The sequence below is a fragment of the Nitrincola alkalilacustris genome, assembly GCF_008973755.1.
GTDB lineage: Bacteria > Pseudomonadota > Gammaproteobacteria > Pseudomonadales > Balneatricaceae > Nitrincola > Nitrincola alkalilacustris.
Map to the genome: position 1 here is coordinate 199093 of NZ_WBOM01000001.1, position 20483 is coordinate 219575.

Annotated in this window: 17 protein-coding genes; 10 read left to right on the forward strand and 7 right to left on the reverse strand. The window is 55.5% G+C overall.

Annotated features, from left to right (window positions below; genetic code table 11):
- Nucleotides 1-24: 24 nt before the first annotated feature.
- On the forward strand, nt 25-936 hold the full coding sequence (locus F7R27_RS00940) for a U32 family peptidase (protein WP_151702352.1): 912 nt from the start codon (nt 25-27) through the stop codon (nt 934-936).
- Nucleotides 937-1106: 170 nt separating this feature from the next.
- Here F7R27_RS00940 and ubiT read toward each other — a convergent pair whose 3' ends face one another.
- Nucleotides 1107-1640: a ubiquinone anaerobic biosynthesis accessory factor UbiT gene (ubiT, locus tag F7R27_RS00945; RefSeq protein ID WP_151702353.1), complete on the reverse strand. Its 534-nt coding sequence runs from the start codon at nt 1638-1640 to the stop codon at nt 1107-1109.
- Nucleotides 1641-1802: 162 nt separating this feature from the next.
- Here ubiT and F7R27_RS00950 point away from each other — a divergent pair, with 162 nt between their 5' ends.
- The 3 genes from F7R27_RS00950 to F7R27_RS00960 are packed head-to-tail and all read left to right on the forward strand — an operon-like array spanning nt 1803 to nt 4558.
- Nucleotides 1803-3599, forward strand: a complete 1797-nt coding sequence (locus F7R27_RS00950; RefSeq protein WP_151702354.1) for a ribonucleoside triphosphate reductase — start codon at nt 1803-1805, stop codon at nt 3597-3599.
- Between the two features lie 10 nt (nt 3600-3609).
- Nucleotides 3610-3801 carry an anaerobic ribonucleoside-triphosphate reductase gene (nrdD, locus tag F7R27_RS00955; protein WP_206060333.1) on the forward strand — a complete coding sequence of 64 codons (192 nt, stop codon included), beginning with the start codon at nt 3610-3612 and terminating at the stop codon, nt 3799-3801.
- Between the two features lie 34 nt (nt 3802-3835).
- On the forward strand, nt 3836-4558 hold the full coding sequence (locus tag F7R27_RS00960) for an anaerobic ribonucleoside-triphosphate reductase activating protein (RefSeq protein WP_151702355.1): 723 nt from the start codon (nt 3836-3838) through the stop codon (nt 4556-4558).
- Between the two features lie 145 nt (nt 4559-4703).
- Here F7R27_RS00960 and F7R27_RS00965 read toward each other — a convergent pair whose 3' ends face one another.
- The 6 genes from F7R27_RS00965 to F7R27_RS00995 form a co-directional block, all read right to left on the reverse strand.
- Nucleotides 4704-6203: an MFS transporter gene (locus tag F7R27_RS00965; protein ID WP_151702356.1), complete on the reverse strand. Its 1500-nt coding sequence runs from the start codon at nt 6201-6203 to the stop codon at nt 4704-4706.
- Nucleotides 6204-6216: 13 nt separating this feature from the next.
- Nucleotides 6217-6675, reverse strand: coding sequence for a universal stress protein (locus tag F7R27_RS00970; RefSeq protein ID WP_151702357.1), 459 nt, complete (start codon nt 6673-6675; stop codon nt 6217-6219).
- A gap of 60 nt (nt 6676-6735) precedes the next feature.
- Nucleotides 6736-8349, reverse strand: a complete 1614-nt coding sequence (locus F7R27_RS00975) for an MFS transporter (protein ID WP_151702358.1) — start codon at nt 8347-8349, stop codon at nt 6736-6738.
- A 281-nt stretch (nt 8350-8630) separates the two neighbouring features.
- Complete coding sequence (gene narL / locus F7R27_RS00980; protein ID WP_151702359.1) at nt 8631-9305, reverse strand: two-component system response regulator NarL; 675 nt, start codon at nt 9303-9305, stop codon at nt 8631-8633.
- Nucleotides 9306-9316: 11 nt separating this feature from the next.
- Entirely contained in the window at nt 9317-11215 is a 1899-nt protein-coding gene (locus tag F7R27_RS00985; protein WP_151702360.1) for a histidine kinase, read from the reverse strand.
- Nucleotides 11216-11523: 308 nt separating this feature from the next.
- Nucleotides 11524-11814 (reverse strand): type II toxin-antitoxin system RelB/DinJ family antitoxin, encoded by a 291-nt coding sequence (locus F7R27_RS00995; RefSeq protein ID WP_151702361.1) that lies wholly within the window; start codon nt 11812-11814, stop codon nt 11524-11526.
- A gap of 355 nt (nt 11815-12169) precedes the next feature.
- Between F7R27_RS00995 and F7R27_RS01000 the strand changes: the two genes are divergently transcribed.
- The 6 genes from F7R27_RS01000 to moaB all read left to right on the forward strand — a co-directional run bounded on the left by F7R27_RS01000 (nt 12170) and on the right by moaB (nt 20433).
- A complete protein-coding gene (locus F7R27_RS01000; RefSeq protein WP_151702362.1) occupies nt 12170-15922 on the forward strand; it encodes a nitrate reductase subunit alpha in 3753 nt (1250 codons plus the stop codon).
- Complete coding sequence (gene narH, locus F7R27_RS01005; protein WP_151702363.1) at nt 15919-17478, forward strand: nitrate reductase subunit beta; 1560 nt, start codon at nt 15919-15921, stop codon at nt 17476-17478. Before F7R27_RS01000 ends, narH begins: the two co-directional genes overlap by 4 nt.
- 12 nt (nt 17479-17490) lie before the next feature.
- Nucleotides 17491-18225, forward strand: a complete 735-nt coding sequence (gene narJ / locus F7R27_RS01010; protein ID WP_151702364.1) for a nitrate reductase molybdenum cofactor assembly chaperone — start codon at nt 17491-17493, stop codon at nt 18223-18225.
- Nucleotides 18226-18242: 17 nt separating this feature from the next.
- Nucleotides 18243-18920, forward strand: coding sequence for a respiratory nitrate reductase subunit gamma (gene narI, locus F7R27_RS01015; RefSeq protein ID WP_151702365.1), 678 nt, complete (start codon nt 18243-18245; stop codon nt 18918-18920).
- A gap of 93 nt (nt 18921-19013) precedes the next feature.
- Complete coding sequence (locus F7R27_RS01020; RefSeq protein ID WP_151702366.1) at nt 19014-19823, forward strand: peptidylprolyl isomerase; 810 nt, start codon at nt 19014-19016, stop codon at nt 19821-19823.
- Between the two features lie 58 nt (nt 19824-19881).
- Nucleotides 19882-20433, forward strand: coding sequence for a molybdenum cofactor biosynthesis protein B (moaB, locus tag F7R27_RS01025; RefSeq protein ID WP_151702367.1), 552 nt, complete (start codon nt 19882-19884; stop codon nt 20431-20433).
- Nucleotides 20434-20483 lie beyond the last annotated feature (50 nt).

Sequence of the window (20483 nt, forward strand, 5' to 3'; positions counted from 1 at the left end):
AATATTGTTAATGGAGGTGGCCGGATGAAACTATCCCTTGGGCCGATACAGTATTTCTGGGCCGCAGAAGTGGTACGGGATTTTTATCGGCAGGTAGCCACCTGGCCGGTGGAGATCGTCTATCTCGGTGAAACCGTCTGTTCACGCCGGCGCGAGCTGAAACTGGATGACTGGCTGGAGATCGCAGGGTCGCTCAGTGATGCAGGCAAGCAGGTGGTGCTGTCGAGCCAGACACTGATTGAGTCGGAAGGCGATCTGCGCCATCTGCGAAGGCTCTGTGAGCAGGCGAGTCGTGATGGCGGCAACTGGTTGATCGAGGCCAATGATCAGAGTGCGCTGCAGCTGCTGAGTGAGCAGGCGGCGCCGTTTGTGACGGGGCCGTCGGTGAATATCTATAATGCACGCACGCTGGCACTGCTGCACAAGCTGGGATTGCAGCGATGGTGTCTGCCGGTGGAGCTGTCCCGTCATACACTGGAGGCGATGCAGGCCAGCATTGCGGAGCAGGTGCTGGCGCTGGAAACCGAGGTGTTTGCCTATGGACATCTGCCGCTGGCCTGGTCGGCGCGTTGCTTTACGGCGCGCTATCATGATCTGCCCAAGGATCGCTGTGAGTTTGTCTGTCAGCGTTATCCTGAGGGTCTGATGATGAGTTCGCAGGAGTCACAGGAGCTGTTTGTGTTGAATGGCATCCAGACGCTGTCGGGAGCCTGCTATGATCTGGCGGACCAACTGTCACTGATGCAGCAGCTGCAGGTAGCCGTTGTGCGCCTGAGTCCGCAGATCTGCGGCATGGATGAGGTGGTGGCGCGTTTTGATCGGCTCAGACGTGGGCAGCAGGCTCCTTCTGATCAGATCCGGCTCAGAGATCTTCAGACCTGCAATGGCTACTGGTTTGGCAAGCCGGGAATGGATCGACTCGCCACTGATGGCTGATACAAAGACTTTACCTCAAGTTTCGGGGCTCGTGTCCAAGCTAGTGTCAGGTGCTGGGGGTGACTATCCGGGGGAGTCCGCAACAGGGATGTTGCGGTCTAGGCCCCATGGACGGGTTTACGCCGACCCCGGATAGGAACACCCGGTGCCTGACACGGGCTAGTGGCATGTCAGGCGACCGCTCTGCCCGAGTGGCTCGCCGTGCTGCGAAAAGGCTTCAATGTCGCCAGCCGAGTGCGGTAAAGATGCTCCATGCGTAGCAGCAGCTTGCCGACAGGACTTTTATCCACCGACCACTCGATACTATCGAGTAGATTCTTGACGCCAAGCCCAAGCTCGGTGTCACCCTCGACCTGTATCCGACGCTGAAAAAACAAGCCGTCGGCATCCTCCTCCTTTCTTGCCAGTGTCATAAAGGCGGCCATATCACCCAGAATAGTGGCTTCGCCGGGTTGATCGACCAGGCGCAGTTGGTTATTGACAAGGGTAAAGGTCAACTCCAGTTCGATATCACGCAGCTTCAGGCTGATATAGCGCCCCTCCAGCAACTCAAAATCGCCTGCCTCCAGATATTCGGTAAAGATCAGATTGAACTGCGGCTCCAGCAATTTACGTTTCAGCATCAGCGGCATATGCCGGTTGAACTGATGTGACAGTGCGCGGGGTGTTGGCAGCAGTTTCAGTGGTGACAGGGGCAGGGACATCAGAGGGGTATCTCCAGATTAAGCAAGGACGTTGGGGTTAGTTTAGTCGCTTGTGATCTTCTCAAACATGACATTAATCAAGGTTTATTCTGTTTGACGCTATATGATTAAACACAACATATAGTGTTTATATGCTCATTAAATTCAACATATGGTATTTATATGAGAATCGAACAGAAGGAAGGGGTAGCTGCCAGTCAGGTGGATGTTCGCCACACGATTGAGGAGTATCTGCAGCGGCAGGACTGGCGTATTAATGCCAACGCTAATCAGGGCTACTCGCTGGGCGGCATGGTGCTGAATGTGGCTGGCAAGGTGATTGCTAACTACTGGCTGGATCAGGTCTATGATCAGGAGATCGGTCAGGCGCATCGTAACGCTGATCTGCATATTCATGATCTGGATATGCTGTCGGGTTACTGCGCTGGCTGGTCCTTGCGGCAGTTGCTGTTTGAAGGTTTCAACGGCGTGCCGGGTCGGGCAGAGAGTACCGCGCCGAAGCATCTTTCCAGTGCGCTGGGGCAGATGGTCAACTTTCTCGGTACGCTGCAGAATGAGTGGGCCGGGGCGCAGGCGTTCAGCTCCTTTGATACTTATCTGGCACCCTATGTACGCGCCGATCGCTTGAGCTATACCCAGGTGCGCCAACTGATTCAGGAGTTTATCTACAACCTGAATGTGCCATCGCGCTGGGGTACCCAGACTCCCTTCACCAACCTGACCTTTGACTGGGTCTGCCCGGCCGATCTGGCGGAGCAGGTGCCGGTGATCGCCGGGGTTGAGCAGCCCTATACCTATGGCGATCTGCAGGTGGAGATGGATCTGATCAACCGTGCCTATCTGGAGGTGATGCGTGACGGCGATGCCTGCGGTCGCATCTTCACCTTCCCGATTCCGACCTACAACATCACACCGGAGTTTGACTGGGATTCACCCAATACCGATCTGCTGTTCGAACTCACCGCGAAATACGGTTTGCCCTATTTTCAGAACTTTCTCAACTCTGATCTCAAGCCACATATGGTGCGCTCCATGTGCTGTCGCCTGCAACTGGATGTGCGTGAGTTGCTCAAGCGTGGCAATGGTCTGTTCGGCTCGGCGGAGCAGACCGGCTCCATCGGTGTGGTGACGATCAACTGCGCGCGGCTGGGTTATCTCTACAAGGGCGATTGGCCGGCATTGATCGCGGCACTGGATCGCTTGATGGGTCTGGCACGTGACAGTCTGGAGGTAAAACGGCGCTGCGTGCAGCAGTGGATGGATGACGGGCTGTATCCCTACACCAAGCGTTACCTCGGCACGTTGCGCAACCATTTCTCCACGATCGGTGTGAACGGCATCAATGAGATGCTGCGCAACTTCAGTAACAGCAACAACAGCGACGACCAACTGAACATTGCTCAGGGTGAGGGACATAAGCTGGCGCTGGCACTGCTGGATCATATCCGTGAGCAGATGCAGCAGTTTCAGGCGCAGACAGGTCATCTGTATAACCTCGAAGCCACACCCGCTGAAGGCACCACCTATCGATTTGCCAAAGAGGACCGGCAACGCTTTGCCGATATCCTGCAGGCGGGCACGCCGGAAAAACCCTACTACACCAACTCCAGCCAGTTGCCGGCTGGACATACCGATGATCCCTTCGAGGCACTGAGTCTGCAGGATGAGCTGCAAAGCAGATACACCGGCGGCACAGTGCTGCATCTATATATGCGTGAGCGGGTATCCAGCCCCGCCGCCTGCAAGCATCTGGTCAAGGCATCTCTGAGCCGCTTCCGTCTGCCTTATCTGACGGTCACACCAACCTTCTCCATCTGCCCGGTACACGGCTATCTGGCGGGAGAACATGAGTTCTGTCCGAAGTGCGATGACGAGTTGCTACGTGAGAAAAGGTTGGGAGAGAAAAGAAAGCAGATCCATTCATTGAATGAAACGGTCACAACGACCACACAACCCTGAGGAATCTATCATGAATAACATAATTGCCATGAACACTGAGACAACCCTGACACCTGTCACCCTGAATGATAACGAGCGCCAGCGCTGTGAGGTCTGGACACGGGTGATGGGCTATCACCGTCCCGTCAGTCAGTTCAATCCCGGCAAACAGTCTGAGCATAGTGAGCGTCGCCACTTCTCAGAGCACAGCCTGAGTCACTGAACCTATCTGACTTGAACAGAAGAGGAGCAACGGTATGTTTACCAGAGCGGCAGATCATCTGGCAATTGCTGGCGTAACACCCATCAGCACATTGGATTATCCCGATCATCTGTCCTGTGTGATCTTCACCCAGGGCTGTCCGATGCGGTGTGGCTATTGCCATAATCCGCAGATGATCAGCCGACAACAGGCACCCGATGCTCCGCGCTGGTCGGATCTGCGCGTTTTTCTTGAAGAGCGTGCAGGTCTGCTTCAGGCCGTGGTGTTCAGTGGTGGTGAGCCCACATTGCAAAGCGCTTTGCTGGCGGCAGTCAGAGAGGCGTTTGCTCTGGGCTATAAAATCGCATTGCATACTTCAGGAGTGTATCCCCAGCGGCTTAAACCCTTGCTGCCCTATCTGAGCTGGGTCGGAATGGATATCAAGGCACTGCCTGAGGATTACGATCAGGTGTGTGGGCGGCGGGGGCTTTATCAGGGGGTTGAGCAAAGCCTCGAACTGCTGCTGCAGTCAAAGGTGGCTCAGGAGGTCAGAATCACCCTGCATCCCAACGACTTCAATCTGGCAAAGCTGGCGCTGTTGCTGGAGCAGTTGCAGGAGATGGGCGTCAGACATTGCGCCATTCAACTGGCCAGAGGCGGGCAGTGTCTTGATCCCGCCTATCGTGAGTTATCCAATCCATTCGATCCTGAGCAGCTACAGACGCTGATCAATCATCTCTGTGTGGGCTTTTCCAGGCTTGAGCTGCGTAATATCTGAGTCATGTCATAGCCGCCTTTTTACAACTGGCTAGATCCCAGAGGTCTTGGGTGAGACGCCGTGGATACATCCTTGTAGGCTTAAATGCCGCATCCCTGCGGCATATACTCATCCAAGACCTCCGGGATACTTCTGAGTCACGGCCTCAGGTTGTTTTTGATGCGTTGGCTATCTCCTGTTCTTCAATCATCCGATCAACAGATGACACATAGTACTCATCATCAAACGCGCCCTCGGGCTCTTTCAGCCAGATAAAGCAGATGATCCAACTGATCAGTGCTCCGCCGGCAATGATGTAGAAGAACTGTGAAGGGGTAACAAAGGTGAAGATAGTCAGGTAGACCACCGCACCAACGTTGCCATAGGCACCTGCCATGCCGGAGATCTGGCCGGTCAGGCGACGCTTGATGGACGGAATGATACCGAAAGTGGCGCCCTCTGCCCCCTGAACGAACACCGAGGTGAAGATGGTGATCGCAATCGCCACGATCAAGGGCCAGGATGAGTTCAACATGCCCATCATCAGGAAGCCGACACAGATCCCGAACATGTAGCAGAGCATCACGAAGCGCCGGTTGCCCATACGATCCGACACCATGCCGCCCATGGGGCGTGCGACCAGATTGACGAAGGCAAAGGAGGCAGCAATCAGACCCGCCGCTGCGGCATTCAGCCCCCAGGTCTCTTCGAAGAACATCGGCAGCATGGAGACCACCGCCAGTTCGGCACCGAAGTTGGCAAAGTAGGTGGAGTTGAGTGCGGCAACACTGGTGAAGGGGTACTTGTCATCTTCGGGTACACCCTTTTTCAGGATCGGGATATTCACGCGCAGTATCTGTACAATCTGGTAGATCACGATGGCAACGATCACCAGGTAAGCGATCAGGGCGCCAGTTGCACTCAGGTATCCCATCACCTGAATACGCCAGACCAGAATCGCCAGTACACCCACCAGTGGGATAGTCCAGATGATCAGCTTGATCATATCGCCCCAGGTGCTGACTTCCAGTGCGGCAGCCTTGCGTGGTTTTCTATGTGCCCTTTCATCCGGGCCATCGGTGATGGCGAACCAATAGTAGATACCATAAGCGGCCATGACCACGGCGCTCTGTGCAATCGCCCAGCGCCAGCCTTCATCTCCACCGTACATGGTCAGTGCGATGGTCGGCAGTGACATGGCGGCGGCGGCCGAACCGAAGTTACCCCAACCGGCATAGAAACCCTCGGCAAATCCGATATCCTTGGGTTTGAACCACAGGGCAGTCATATGGATGCCGACGACGAAGCTGGCCCCGATGGAGCTCAACACCAGACGTGAGATCAGCAGTTGCATCATGGTGTCACCGAAAGCAAACACCAGAGCGGGGATGGACATAGTGACCATCAGAATCGAGAAGACTCTGCGTGGGCCGAAGCGGTCCAGCGCCATCCCGACCAGTATCCTTGCCGGTATGGTCAGGGCAACGTTGCAGATGGCGAACAGGCGGATATCATCGGGTGTCAGCCAGTCGACACTTCTGAGCATGCTGGATGCCAGAGGTGCCATGTTGAACCAGACATAAAAAGTGATGAAAAACGCAATCCAGGTCAGATGCAGTGCTCTGATCTCCGGGTTGCGAAATTTGAAAACGGCGGAAACTTTCATGACGGCATATCCTTTAAGGGCTGGGCAGTATCAACAGTGGGCATTCAGCACGGCGTGCCAGAAATGAACTCACGCTGCCGAAGGTCATGTAATCCAGTTCATCCACGAAATAGCTCAGTGACTGGGCAATGAAACCGCCGTCCGGCTGGTGGCTGTGTCGGGCAATGACCAGCAGATTGGGTACTCTTTTCTTTGTTGCTTTCAGAATCATCTTGCGCGGGTCGCCTTCACCCAGCATGATTTCGCAATCGAGTCCTTCATCCTGGACAAACTTCATGCCCCCTTCGAGCGCCTGCTTCAGCTCTCGGTACTCCTCCTGAAACAGCTCCTCGTTGGCATCGGAGGAGTCGAGAGGGTTTTCCGCCACGCCGATCAAGATGATCTGCGGTCGCATCGCACCGAACAGCGTCAAGACTTGTGCCAGTGCCAGCTTGGCGTTGCGGGATCCGTCGTACGCAACCATGATTTTCATTATCAGTACTCCCGTGTGTGATCCGACCAGCGCTATCTGGCTGGCCGGTAATCGGGTTGATCAGGGGTTTTTCACATAGGCGTTCTTGCGCAGGTAGAACCACCAGTTCACCACCAGGCAGAGCGCGTAGAACACGGCAAAGCCATACATCGCCATCTCGGGTGTGCCGGCCTGAATCTGCTCGCCCATCACGCGCGGGGCGATAAAAGCGCCATAGGCGGCAACGGCTGAGGTCCATCCCAGAACAGGCCCTTTCTGATGCATGTCGAAGATCACGCCGATGGTGCGGAAGGTGGAGCCGTTGCCGATGCCGCTGGCTGCGAACAGCACAATGAACAGCAACAGGAAGATTGCAAAGTAGGCATTGGGGTCAGTTGAGTTGTAGGCCAGCATCATCACATAGCCGGTGGCTACGGAGGCGAATACCATCACCACCGAGATGACCTGAGTCACGATGGAGCCGCCCACTTTGTCTGAGATCCAGCCACCAATAGGACGTATCAGCGCACCGACAAAGGGACCGATCCAGGCCCAGGTCAGGGCGCTGGGGCCATCCGGGTTACGGATGCGGGTTACGGTGCCATCGGCAGCGATATCCATCATGTTGCCGAAGATCACGGTGATCGACAGGGGCAGGGCGGCTGAGAAGCCGATGAAGGAGCCGAAGGTCAGGATGTAGAGCACGGTCATGGACCAGGTGTGCTTGTTGCTGAAGATGGCAAACTGCTTCTGGATATTGGGTTTGATCTCGCCCGGAATCATGCGCAGCATCAGCAGGGTGATCACAATGGTCAGTGGCAGGGCGAGCCACATATTGAGGATGCCGAGGCCAACAGGGCTTGGCAGGAAGAGATACAGGCCGATGGCTGCGGCGATAAAACCGACCAGATACAGACCGAGGATCTTGCCGAAAGCACTCAGAGGCGACCCCGGATCTGGCGTGATGGTGCGCAGGTTGTTCATACCAAACCAACCGGCAAAGGCCAGAGGAATCAGAAACACCAGCCAGATGAATCCCGCATTCTGGATCCAGGTGGGTGTACCGGCCTCAATGCGGCCGATCAGGGTGCCGCTGGCGCGCTGCAGCTCCAGTGGATCACCGGCGATGACGCCGAAGACGCCGGCGGTCATCACCAGAGGGATCAGTATCTGCATGCTGGTGACACCGAAATTGCCAAGCCCTGCATTCATGCCCAGGGCATAACCCTGCTGGCTTTTCGGGTAGAAGGTGCTGATGTTACTCATCGAGCAGGCAAAATTACCGCCGCCGATGCCGGACAGCAGCGCCATAAGCTGGAAGACCCACAGGGGAGTGGTGGGGTCCATCAGGGCGAACCCTGTCCCGGCGGCAGGGATCATCAACAGCGCGGTGGTCAGAAAAACAGTATTACGTCCACCGGCAATGCGGATCATGAAGGATGCCGGTATGCGCAAGGTTGCCCCGGAAAGACCAGCAATGGCTGTCAGTGTGAACAGTTGCGAAGCTTCAAAGGGAAATCCCAGATTAAGCATCTGTACCGTGATCATGCCCCACATCAGCCAGATGGCAAAACCCATCAACAGGCTGGGAATGGAGATCCACAAGTTGCGACTGGCAATCGACTTACCGGTCTTCTCCCAGAAGGCTTGATTCTCGACATCCCAATCATGGATGTCCTGGTTGCTCTTGGCCATAAGTTGTTTCCTGTTTTCCGTTCACTAAAGGAGTAAAAAACAACGCGGAATAACGGCTGAAAAAGCCCGTCAATGCTTTTACTGGCTTTAACCATACGCCGTGAAACAGGGAACAAAAACAGCCTGAAAAGGGCTGAAAAAACGCTTATATCACTTTGGTGATACTCATAATTAATTTTTCAGGCTTATGTTTTATATCGGTTTTTTATGCGCGAACCTCTCTTTTAGTGAAGAGAGGTTGCTGGGGAGGGTTTTTGTGGGTACTTATTATTAACCGGACATTACGAGCGTGTAATGCCCTCCTGAACGGCCCAGACAGCCACCTCGACACGTGAACGCAGGTGCAGCTTTTTCAGCAGATTCTTGACATGAACCTTGACCGTGCCTTCGGTCACATCCAGGCGTCGGGCAATCATCTTGTTGGACAGGCCTTCTGCGATCAGGCGCAGTATCTGCATCTCGCGCGCCGTCAGGCTGGAGATATCAGGTCCGGCCGGTCGGCTGCGCTGGTTGCGCAGGGCTTCGGCCAGCAGAGCAGTCAGGCGTTCGCTCACCACCATGCGTCCGTGCGCTGCCTGGCGCAGTTGCACGACCAGATCCTCCGGCTCCATATCCTTCAATAGATAGCCATCGGCACCAGATTTCAGGGCTGCCACGACATCCTCCTCGTGGTCCGACACGGTGAATATCACGATACGTGACATCACCCCTTCTGCACGCAGCTGCTTGAGGGTTTCGATACCGTTGACCTCTGGCATATTCAGATCCAGCAGGATCAGATCCGGATCCAGCTCCAGTGCTTTTCTGACGCCATCGCGGGCGTTGCTGGCTTCACCGATGACCACCATGTCATCCTCCAGCTCCAGCAGTTGTGTGATGCCGCGCCTCAGCAGGGGATGATCATCGATCAACATCAGTGTAGCGGGTGAGTCTGTATGGTCTTCCTGAACGGTCATGGGGCTATTCCTCAGGTGATATCGGTTGCACGGCTGCTGAAAAAGGGTTTGATTCGACTGGGGGCACTGGCCGGGCTGAAGGTGAGGTGTACTTCAACCCCGCCTTCAGAATGGTTGGCAATGCTAAGGTTCCCGCCGAGCGTCATGGAGCGATCACGCATGATGATCAGGCCATAATGCTCATCCGGAATCTTACCATCGGTCAGCCCGATGCCGTTATCGCGAACGGACAGGTGCATGCAGGCTTCCTTGAAAAAGATACTGACCTCAATGTGACTGGCCTGCGCATGTTTTTGCGCATTGGACAGTGCCTCGCGAGCCACCTGCAGGACATGCACCTCCTCATTCGGGTTGAGGATGTTGGGCGGCAGATCGTAGTGCAGATCGACCGGGAAACCCAGCCGTTCGGAAAACTCCGCCACCGTCTGCTTGAAGGCTTCGTGCAGCCCAGGCTTGTCGAGCTGCAGGCGGAAGGTGGTCAGCAGCTCTCGTAACTGCCGATAGGCACTGTTCAACCCGGTGCGCATCTCTCCGACCACCGTTGTCTGGCGCTCGGTTGTGCTTTCTTTCTGCTGCAGTTTCTGCAGACGACTGACCTGAATCTTCAGATAGGATAGTGATTGTGCGAGTGAATCATGCAGCTCACGTGCAATCACGGTGCGCTCCTCCAGCAGTGACAGTTGCTGCTGTTCAGACATCTTGTTGTGCAGATAGATGGCGGTGCCGAGCTGATCAGCCAGTGTCTCCAGCAATCGCAGGGCCCGTTCACTCAGGACCCGACCCTTGGGATAGCTGATCTCAAGCGTGCCCAGTTCCTTGTTGCCTGCGGTAACCGGCAGAACCAGTTGATCAAGTGCTGCTGCCTTTGGCGCTTCGTCACTGGCGCTATCATCAGCCAGACAGGCATTACATGAGTAGTCCTTGCAGTAAGCGGGTCGTGTTACCACCTGAGTACTCATTACAGGCAGCGAGTTTTGTACCTCAGAGTCGTTCAGATAGAGGTTGGTAGGGCCTATCTCCAGCAGCTTTTCCAGCTCTTTCAATACGGGGATGGCACCACGGCAGAGATCACCCCCATTGTCATAAAGGCTGTGGTTGGCATCATGCAGTAGTTGCAGGGCGCGATGGCTGCGCTCAAGCTCCAGTGTTTTCTTCTTCACTCGGCCCTCGAGATTGGCATAGCTGGCAGACAGCTGAGCGGCCATATCATCGAAGGTATGGCCCAGTGCACTCAGTTCATCTTCACCATGCAGCTCAGAACGGATATTGAAATTGTGACTACCCGCTTCATTGACCAGCAGCATCAGCCGTTTCAAGGGTTTGACGATCTTCTTGCGGATATCCTCAACCGAGATCAGGATCATCGCGATGGCAAAGGCCAGACAGGTGAACTGGATAAACAGCAGTAACCGAATCTTGGTCTCGGTATTGTGCTCCAGCAGTGACACCATCTGGTCTATCTCCTGAAACATCGCTTCAAGATCCTGTTCGTACTCCATGAACTGCGCCGTGGAAAGCTGCTCCAACCCACTCAGCCGAGGTAACAGCTGCTCATGCCAGATAGACCTGATCTGCAAGTATTGAGTGTTGAGGCGCTGATCGGTTGCTTTGGGGATCGCATTGGTCAGATCGTCCAGCTCCAGTCTTTCGCTGAAGCCGTCCAGCGTCCGCTGCAGTTGTTCCGACATGAGCGCTCTTTCCGGCTGCTCATTAAACGACAGTTCATGCAGCGTATTGATGATGCGATAGGTCTGCATCCTCAGTGAGCCGGCAATATTCAGCGCCGCCGCATCGCCACGCGTTCGATCTGCCACGATAAAAGAGGCCAGAATACTGATCAGCGCCATCAGATACACCGTCAGCATATAGGCGGAGATTCTGGCAACTATGGAGTGTTTGATCGCTGGCATGGCATCTCGATGATTGGTTCGGGAAAGCGGCAGTCATTAACACCTGATTAAGTGTAGTCGCTGCTTAGAGTAGAGAGTCCATTCTATTGGAAGTGGTATTTAGAACCAACGAATTGACCTACCTCTTAAGAGGTAGTTTGGGGCTATTGGGAGGTAGAGGGTTTAAGGTACCAGTGGTACGGTATGAGCGAGGAACATGGCATATGGCGATATGGGCAGTTAATCGGTTGGAGGCCACTGCTGCGCAGCGTGCAACACACGCAGTATGCGCACCGTAACGGAATCCTCCTTATACACTATGATATAGTTCAAGCACGGCGCTTCCTGTCGATCAACGCTTGTGCATCATCCATTACCTGCTGATGAGATACGGTTGGTCGAGTGTCGGCCAATGCTTCTTGAACTTTTGAGCGAAACCAAGCGTCATGAGCCTCTGGATCAGCAGTTAACCCTACTGGTAACCCACCTTCTTTAGTTATGCGAGTAAGAAGGATGCGGACGGCATCTGATATGGTCAGACCGAAGCCAGCGAGCTTTTCCGCTGCTTCAGCCTTCAGTTCGTCATCCACCCGAACGTGCAACATTGATGTGTGAGCCATGGTAAGTTCTCCGATTGTCATACATAACGTTATGATGCATCTCAAATGAGATACGGTCAAGTAGGCATTGGAGGCTCATTGCGTTATGTCAGATGTCAGAATTTTATCCTTAAGCCTCAGTACTCCTCACCCCCCCCACCCCTTACCCCTCAAGAGGTAGTTTGCGTGTATCTGGAGGTAACCTTACAGATATTGCGTTGATCTTACGCCAGAATCGGTTGTGAAGAGTCGTCCTGTGCTTGTATCAGGGCGGCGCACTTAAGTGGCGGGCTGGCTGTTCATCCTGATGTAACCAGCTCCGCAATCAGGTACGACATGCTCGTACATCACATCCGAGGAGTCTGGGAGATCGACCATGAGTCACTTCATAGATCGGCTGAATTATTTCAAGAAAGCGAGAGCGCCGTTTGCCAATGGCCATGGCGAGACACAAGACACCAACCGTGAATGGGAGGATGGTTATCGCCAGCGCTGGCAGCACGACAAGGTGGTGCGCTCCACGCATGGGGTGAACTGCACCGGCTCCTGCAGCTGGAAAATCTACGTCAAGAATGGGCTGGTCACCTGGGAAACCCAGCAGACCGACTATCCGCGTACCCGTCCGGATCTGCCCAATCATGAACCGCGTGGCTGCCCGCGTGGTGCCAGCTACTCCTGGTATATGTACAGTGCCAACCGCCTCAAATATCCGATGGCACGTAAACAGTTGCTGCAGTTGTGGCGCGAAGCCAAGAGCCAGCATGATGATCCGGTCAATGCCTGGGCATCGATTGTTGAAGATGAAGCCAAGACCAGCCGCTACAAAAGCATGCGCGGCATGGGTGGTTTTTTGCGCTCCACCTGGGATGAGCTGAATGAGCTGATCGCGGCCTCGAATGTTTACACCGCCAAGAAATATGGCCCGGATCGTATCATCGGTTTCTCACCGATTCCGGCGATGTCGATGGTGTCCTATGCGGCTGGCAGCCGTTACCTGTCCCTGATCGGTGGCGTCTGCATGAGCTTCTACGATTGGTACTGCGACCTGCCACCGGCGTCCCCCATGACCTGGGGTGAGCAGACCGACGTACCGGAGTCGGCCGACTGGTACAACAGCAACTACATCATCGCCTGGGGCTCGAATGTACCCCAGACACGTACCCCCGATGCCCACTTCTTCACCGAGGTGCGCTACAAGGGCACCAAGACCGTCGCCATCACTCCGGACTTCTCGGAAGTCGCCAAGCTGTCTGATCAATGGATCAATCCCAAGCAGGGTACCGATGCGGCGCTGGCGATGGCATTCGGGCATGTGATCCTGAAAGAGTTCCACATCGATAATCCGAGTGAGTACTTCACCGATTACGTGCGCCGTTACACCGACATGCCCTATCTGGTGATGCTGGAGGAGCGTGAAGATGGCCTGCATGCACCGGGGCGTTTCCTGCGTGCCAGTGATCTTGCCGAGAATCTGGGTGAAGAGAACAACCCGGATTGGAAAACCATTGCGCTGGACGAGATCACTGATGAGCTGGTGGTGCCCAATGGCTCCATTGGTTTCCGCTGGGGTGAGAAGGGCAAGTGGAATATCGAGCAGAAAACCGGCACCGATAAACAGGATGTCAAACTGCGTCTGAGCCTGGTAGATGCGCATGATGAAGTGGTCAAGGTGGGCTTCCCATACTTTGGCGGCATCGAGCATGAGTATTACAACCATGTCAAAGCCAGCGATATTCTGAAGCACTACCTGCCTTCGCGCAGTGTCACGCTGGCCGATGGCCGGGTGGTTAAAGTGGTCAGTGTCTATGATCTGATGATTGCCAACTACGGTATCGATCGTGGCCTGCACGAGGATGATGATGGCGCGACCAATTTCGATCAGGTCGCACCTTATACACCCGCCTGGCAGGAGGGGATTACCGGTGTGCCACGCGATACCGTGATCCGTATTGCGCGTGAGTTTGCCGATACTGCGAACAAGACTAATGGTCGGGCGATGATCATTGTCGGTGCCGGGATGAACCACTGGTATCACATGGACATGAACTACCGTGGCCTGATCAACATGCTGATCCTGTGTGGTTGCGTGGGTCAGAGCGGCGGTGGCTGGGCACACTATGTGGGCCAGGAAAAACTGCGTCCGCAGACCGGCTGGCAGCCTCTGGCGTTTGCTCTCGACTGGCAGCGTCCACCACGCCATATGAACTCCACCTCCTTCTTCTATGCCCACTCCGATCAGTGGCGCTATGAGAAGCTGGAAGTCAGCGAGATCCTGTCGCCTCTGGCCGATGCCAGTCGCTATAAGGGCAGCCTGATCGACTTCAACGTGCGTGCCGAACGGATGGGCTGGTTGCCCTCGGCGCCGCAGATGAATACCAATCCACTGGGGATAGCTGCAAAGGCCAAAGCAGCAGGTTTGGCACCTCAGGATTATATGGTCAAGGCGATCAAGTCGGGTGAGCTGGCCTTTGCCGCTGAAGATCCCGATGCACCGCAGAACTATCCGCGTAACCTGTTTATCTGGCGCTCCAACCTGCTTGGCTCCTCCGGCAAAGGGCATGAGTACATGCTCAAGTATCTGCTGGGAACACGCCATGGTCTGCAGGGTAAGGATCTGGGTGAAGAGGGCGGTGCCATGCCGGAAGAGGTGAAATGGCACAAGGAGGTCAAAGAGGGCAAGCTGGATCTGCTGGTCACCCTGGATTTCCGCATGTCGACCACCTGTCTCTACTCCGACATCGTGCTGCCGACCGCGACCTGGTATGAGAAGGATGACCTGAACACTTCAGATATGCATCCGTTCATCCATCCATTGACTGCTGCCACTGATCCCGCCTGGGAAGCGCGCAGCGACTGGGATATTTACAAGGGGATCGCAAAATCCTTCTCGGATGCCTGCGAAGGTCATCTGGGTGTCGAGACCGATATGGTCACGCTGCCACTGCAGCATGACTCTCCCGGCGAGCTGGGTCAGCCGCTGGATGTGAAGGACTGGAAAAAAGGCGAGTGCGAGATGATCCCGGGTAAAACTGCACCGGCCTTCCTGGCGGTGGAGCGTAACTATCCCGAGACCTATGCCCGCTTTACTTCGCTGGGTCCTGCGCTTGAAAAACTGGGCAATGGCGGCAAAGGCATCAACTGGAACACGGATGATGAAGTGGCGCTGCTGGGTAAGCTGAATCACAAGCACACCTCCGGCAGCAACATCGGTCGGCCAAAAATTGAAACCGCGATCGATGCTGCAGAAGTGGTACTGACGCTGGCGCCGGAAACCAATGGTCAGGTGGCGGTAAAAGCCTGGCAGGCGCTGTCGGATATCACCGGTCTGGAGCATACACACCTGGCGCGGTCGAAGGCTGAGGAGAAGATTCGCTTTCGCGATATCGTGGCGCAACCACGCAAGATCATCTCCAGCCCGACCTGGTCTGGCCTTGAGGATGAGCATGTCTCCTATAACGCCTGCTACACCAATGTGCATGAGCTGATTCCCTGGCGCACGCTGACCGGACGGCAGCAGTTCTATCAGGATCATGAGTGGATGCGCGCCTTTGGTGAAAGTCTGCTGGTGTATCGTCCGCCAATCAACACCAAGGCGGTGGCACCGATGCTGGGCAAGCGCTCCAACGGTAATCCCGAGAAGGCGCTGAACTGGATCACACCGCATCAGAAGTGGGGTATCCACAGCACCTACAGCGACAACCTGATGATGCTGACGCTTTCGCGTGGCGGCCCGATCGTCTGGATGAGCGAGGATGATGCAAAAGAGATCGGTGTTGAGGATAACGACTGGATCGAGCTGTTCAACACCAACGGGGCCATCTCGGCACGTGCGGTCGTGAGCCAGCGCGTCATGCCCGGCATGGTGATGATGTATCACGCTCAGGAGCGCATCGTGAATGTGCCCGGCTCCGAGATCACCGGTACCCGTGGCGGTATCCATAACTCGGTGACCCGTGTCTGTCCGAAACCTACCCATATGATCGGTGGCTATGCCCATCAGGCGTATGGCTTCAATTACTACGGTACGGTCGGTTCCAACCGTGATGAGTTTGTCATCGTGCGCAAGATGAAGCGTATCGACTGGCTGGACGGTGAAGGTAACGACTATGAGCAGGAGGCAGTGAAATGAAGATTCGCTCTCAGGTCGGTATGGTTCTGAATCTGGATAAGTGCATTGGATGCCACACCTGTTCAGTCACCTGCAAAAATGTCTGGACCAGCCGTGAAGGGATGGAATACGCCTGGTTCAACAACGTCGAAACCAAGCCCGGCATCGGTTACCCGAAAGAGTGGGAAAACCAGGAAAAATGGAAAGGCGGTTGGTTGCGTCGTCCGGATGGACGTATCGAGCCGCGTATCGGTGGGCGTTTCCGCGTGTTGGCGAACATCTTCGCCAACCCGGATCTGCCGGGTATCGATGACTACTATGAGCCGTTCGATTTCGATTATCAGCACCTGCACAATGCGCCGGAAGGCAAGCATCAGCCGGTGGCGCGTCCGCGATCACTGATCAGCGGACAGCGCATGAACAAGATCGAATGGGGTCCCAACTGGGAGGAGATCCTCGGTACCGAGTTTGCCAAGCGCCGCAAGGACAAGAACTTTGATCAGGTGCAGGCGGATATCTACGGTCAGTTTGAAAACACCTTCATGATGTATCTGCCACGCCTGTGCGAGCACTGTCTGAATCCGGCCTGTGTTGCGTCCTGTCCGAGCGGTGCGATCTACAAGCGTGATGAAGATGGCATCGTTCTGATCGATCAGGACAAGTGCCGTGGCTGGCGCATGTGCATCAGCGGCTGCCCCTACAAGAAGATCTATTACAACTGGAAAACCGGCAAGTCGGAGAAGTGCATCTTCTGCTATCCGCGTATCGAAGCGGGCCTGCCGACCGTCTGTTCCGAGACCTGTGTCGGGCGTATCCGCTATCTCGGCGTGCTGCTTTATGACGCGGATCGCATCGAAGAGGTGGCAAGCACACCGGATGAGGGCGATCTGTATGAGAAACAGCTGGAGATCTTCCTTGATCCGTTCGACCCCAAGGTGATCGCTCAGGCGAAGCGTGATGGTATCGAGGATAACGTCATCAAAGCCGCGCAGCAGTCGCCGGTCTACAAGATGGCGGTTGACTGGAAACTGGCACTGCCGCTGCATCCAGAGTATCGCACCCTGCCGATGGTCTGGTATGTGCCACCACTGTCGCCGATTCAGTCTGCGGCGGATTCCGGCAAGATCGGTCACTCCGGCGTGTTGCCAGATGTCGATAGCCTGAGAATTCCGGTGCGCTATCTGGCCAACCTGCTGACGGCAGGTGACGAGAAACCCGTGCTGCTGGCGCTGAAACGCCTGCTGGCGATGCGCGAATTCAAGCGTGCTCAGCATGTCGAGAGAACTGAAAATCTGGCGGTGCTGGAGCAGGTGGGGTTGTCGGTCAATCAGGTTGAGGAGATGTATCGCTATCTGGCCATCGCCAACTATGAGGATCGCTTCGTGATTCCGAGCAGCCATCGTGAGCTGGCTCGCGAAGCTTTCCCGGAACGCAACGGCTGCGGTTTCACCTTCGGCAATGGCTGCCAGGGTGGTGACAGTGGGTTCAGCCTCTTCGGTGGCCAGAAACAAACCACCACCATGGTGCAGAAACTCAGTGGGGTGCAGCAAGTTGACCCTGCATCACTGAAAGACTGACAGGAGAATATGATGAAAAGTCTGACTGTGATTGCACGATTGATGGATTACCCCTCAGCAGAGCTGATGGATGCACGCTGGGACATGATTAACTTCGTGCGTGAAGAAAAAAGCCTGTCGCCAGAGGTGCAGGAAAGCCTGGTTGCCTTTATCGACCAGCTTTGCACGACGGATCTGATGGATGCTCAGGAGGCCTATGTGGCCACCTTTGATCGCGGCCGCGCCATGTCATTGCTGCTGTTTGAGCATGTGCATGGTGAGTCGCGCGACAGAGGCCAGGCGATGGTGGATCTGATGGCGGAGTATGAGAAGGCGGGTTTGCATCTGGATGCCCGTGAGCTGCCCGACTATCTGCCGCTGTTTCTTGAATTTCTGTCCACGCGTGAAACGCCCGAAATAGTCCAGTGGCTGCAATCCATTGCGCACATTCTGGCGCTGCTGGCCGAGCGGCTACAGCAGCGTGACAGTGGCTATGCCTCACTCTTTGATGCTCTGCTCGGGATCAGTGATACCCAGGTGGACAGACAGGAGTTGGCTGAAAAGGTCGCCACCGAGGAGCGTGATGATACGCCAGAAGCGTTGGACAAGGTCTGGGAGGAGGAGATGGTGCAGTTCATCGGTGATCAGGGCTCTTCCTGTGGCCAGTCGGATGTTGTCCGCCAGCGTCGCGAAGAGCTGGGGCGGGTGCAGACACTGCACCTGCAGAATCTTCAGCCATCCGCTGTGAATGCAGCGGGTGAGCGCTGAATACGAGGAGAGATGTCATGCAATATCTGAATAGTCTGTTGTTTGGGGTCTACCCCTATGTCGCACTGGCGATCTTCTTCATCGGCAGCTGGCTGCGTTATGACCACGCCCAGTTCACCTGGAAGGCGGGTTCCAGTCAGATGGTCAGCAAGTCCGGTATGCGGCTGGCCAGCAACCTGTTTCATGTCGGGATTCTGGTGATCTTCTTCGGCCATCTGGTCGGCCTGCTGACCCCCTCCTGGATGTACGAGCCGTTCATGACGGCTGGAACCAAGCAGATCATGGCGATCGCCGTTGGTGGTGTTGCCGGGATCATGTGCTGGATCGGCTCCTTCCTGCTGCTCAAGCGCAGGCTGACCGATCCCCGTGTCCGTGCCACTGGCAGTGCTGCCGATACACTGGTGATCGCCATCCTGTGGGTGCAGGTCACACTGGGCCTGCTGACCATTATTCCGAGCCTGGGGCATCTGGATGGATCGGTGATGAAGCAGTTGTCGCACTGGGCTCAGGCGGTCGTGACCTTCCAGGGTAATCCGGCAGTACATATCGAAGGCGTCAGCTTTATCTACAAGCTGCATATCTTCCTGGGGATCACCATCTTTGTGATTTTCCCCTTCACCCGGTTGGTTCATGTCTGGAGTGTGCCGCTTGAATATCTGACACGTCGTTATCAACTGGTGCGCAAACGCGGTTAATGAGCGGGGCCGGGTCAGCGCCCGGCCCATCGTACCGGCACCGCACCGTAAGTTGTTAGCGGTGCCGGTATCACTGAATACAGGAGAGATAAGATGCAAACCATACCGGTTACTCAACTGGATGCGCAGGAGCTGGCGCAACTGTTTCCCGAAGTGCGCATCGCCGATGAAGTGCTGGCCGACGACGAGATCGCCCGCGAGATTCAGCACCACCCGCATGACAGCCTGGAAGAAGCCTGGCACGCAGCCGCCAGAAGTCTGGTGGTGAAACGCCTGCTGGAGAAGCGTGCGATCGAGATGGGTCTGACCATCGAGGATGAGAGCGAACGCTTTGCGATGGTGCTGGAGCAGGAGCTGGACGTACCTGATCCGGATGAGGCGGCCTGCGAGCGCTATTACAACCAGAACCCGCAACGCTTTCGCTCACCCACGCTGCTGGCCGTGCGTCATATTCTGCTGGCTGCCGCACCGGATGATCAGGAACTGCGCGACAGCCAGCGTCAACTGGCAGACGTGTTACTGGCGCAACTGGCAGAGAACGCTGAATCCTTTACTCATCTGGCACAGCAGTTCTCTGCCTGCGAATCGCGCCATCAGGCAGGTCAACTGGGGCAGATCAGCAAGGGGCAGACGGTGGAGGAGTTTGAACGCCAGATACAGGATCTGCCTGTCGGCCTGCATGCCTCACCGATTGAGAGCCGTTATGGCTGGCATCTGGTTGCCATAGATCAACGCATCGAGGGCGAAGTGCTGCCCTATCAGGCGGTCAAGGGGCGGATTTTTCAGATGCTGCTGGAAAGCGTGACAAGACGTGCACTGAAACAGTATCTGCAGGTGCTGGCGACACAGGCACCGGTACTGGGTATTGATATGGGGCAAGGTGATTCACCCTTGATGCAGTAATGTAAAGCAGTTATGTACTCAATTATGTAAGCCTGACGCTGGATAGCCGGAGTAAGAGATGGGTCATGTAACGCAGAATACACCCTTTAATGCCTTGAATATTGCACTGCTGACCGTCTCTGACACGCGTGAGTTGTCGTCTGATGAGTCAGGTAATCTACTGCAGCAACGTATCGAGAGTGCGGGCCATCAGCTCGCTGAGCGGCAGATCGTGAAGGATGATATCTATCAGATCCGAGCGGTGGTGTCGCACTGGATCGCTTCTGAGCAGGTTCATGCCATCGTGATTACCGGCGGGACAGGGTTCGGTGATCGGGATAACACGCCAGAGGCGCTGTCACCTCTGTTTGATAAGCAGGTCGAGGGTTATGGCGAACTGTTCCGACAGCTGTCATTCAACAGTATCGGCACCTCGTCAATGCAGTCCAGAGCTTTGGCAGGCATCGCTAATAAAAAAGTCGTGTTTGCGATGCCCGGTTCCCCCAGAGCCTGTGCTCTGGCCTGGGATGAGCTGATTCAGCCGCAACTGGATGCGCGTCAGCGTCCGTGTAATTTTGTGGCCATGGTCGTGTCGCAGGCCTCCTCTTGTCAGTCAAGAGCCAACCAATAGCCAGACACGTGCCTGAGCGGAACTGTTGCAGTTAAGTCTGCGAGGAAATT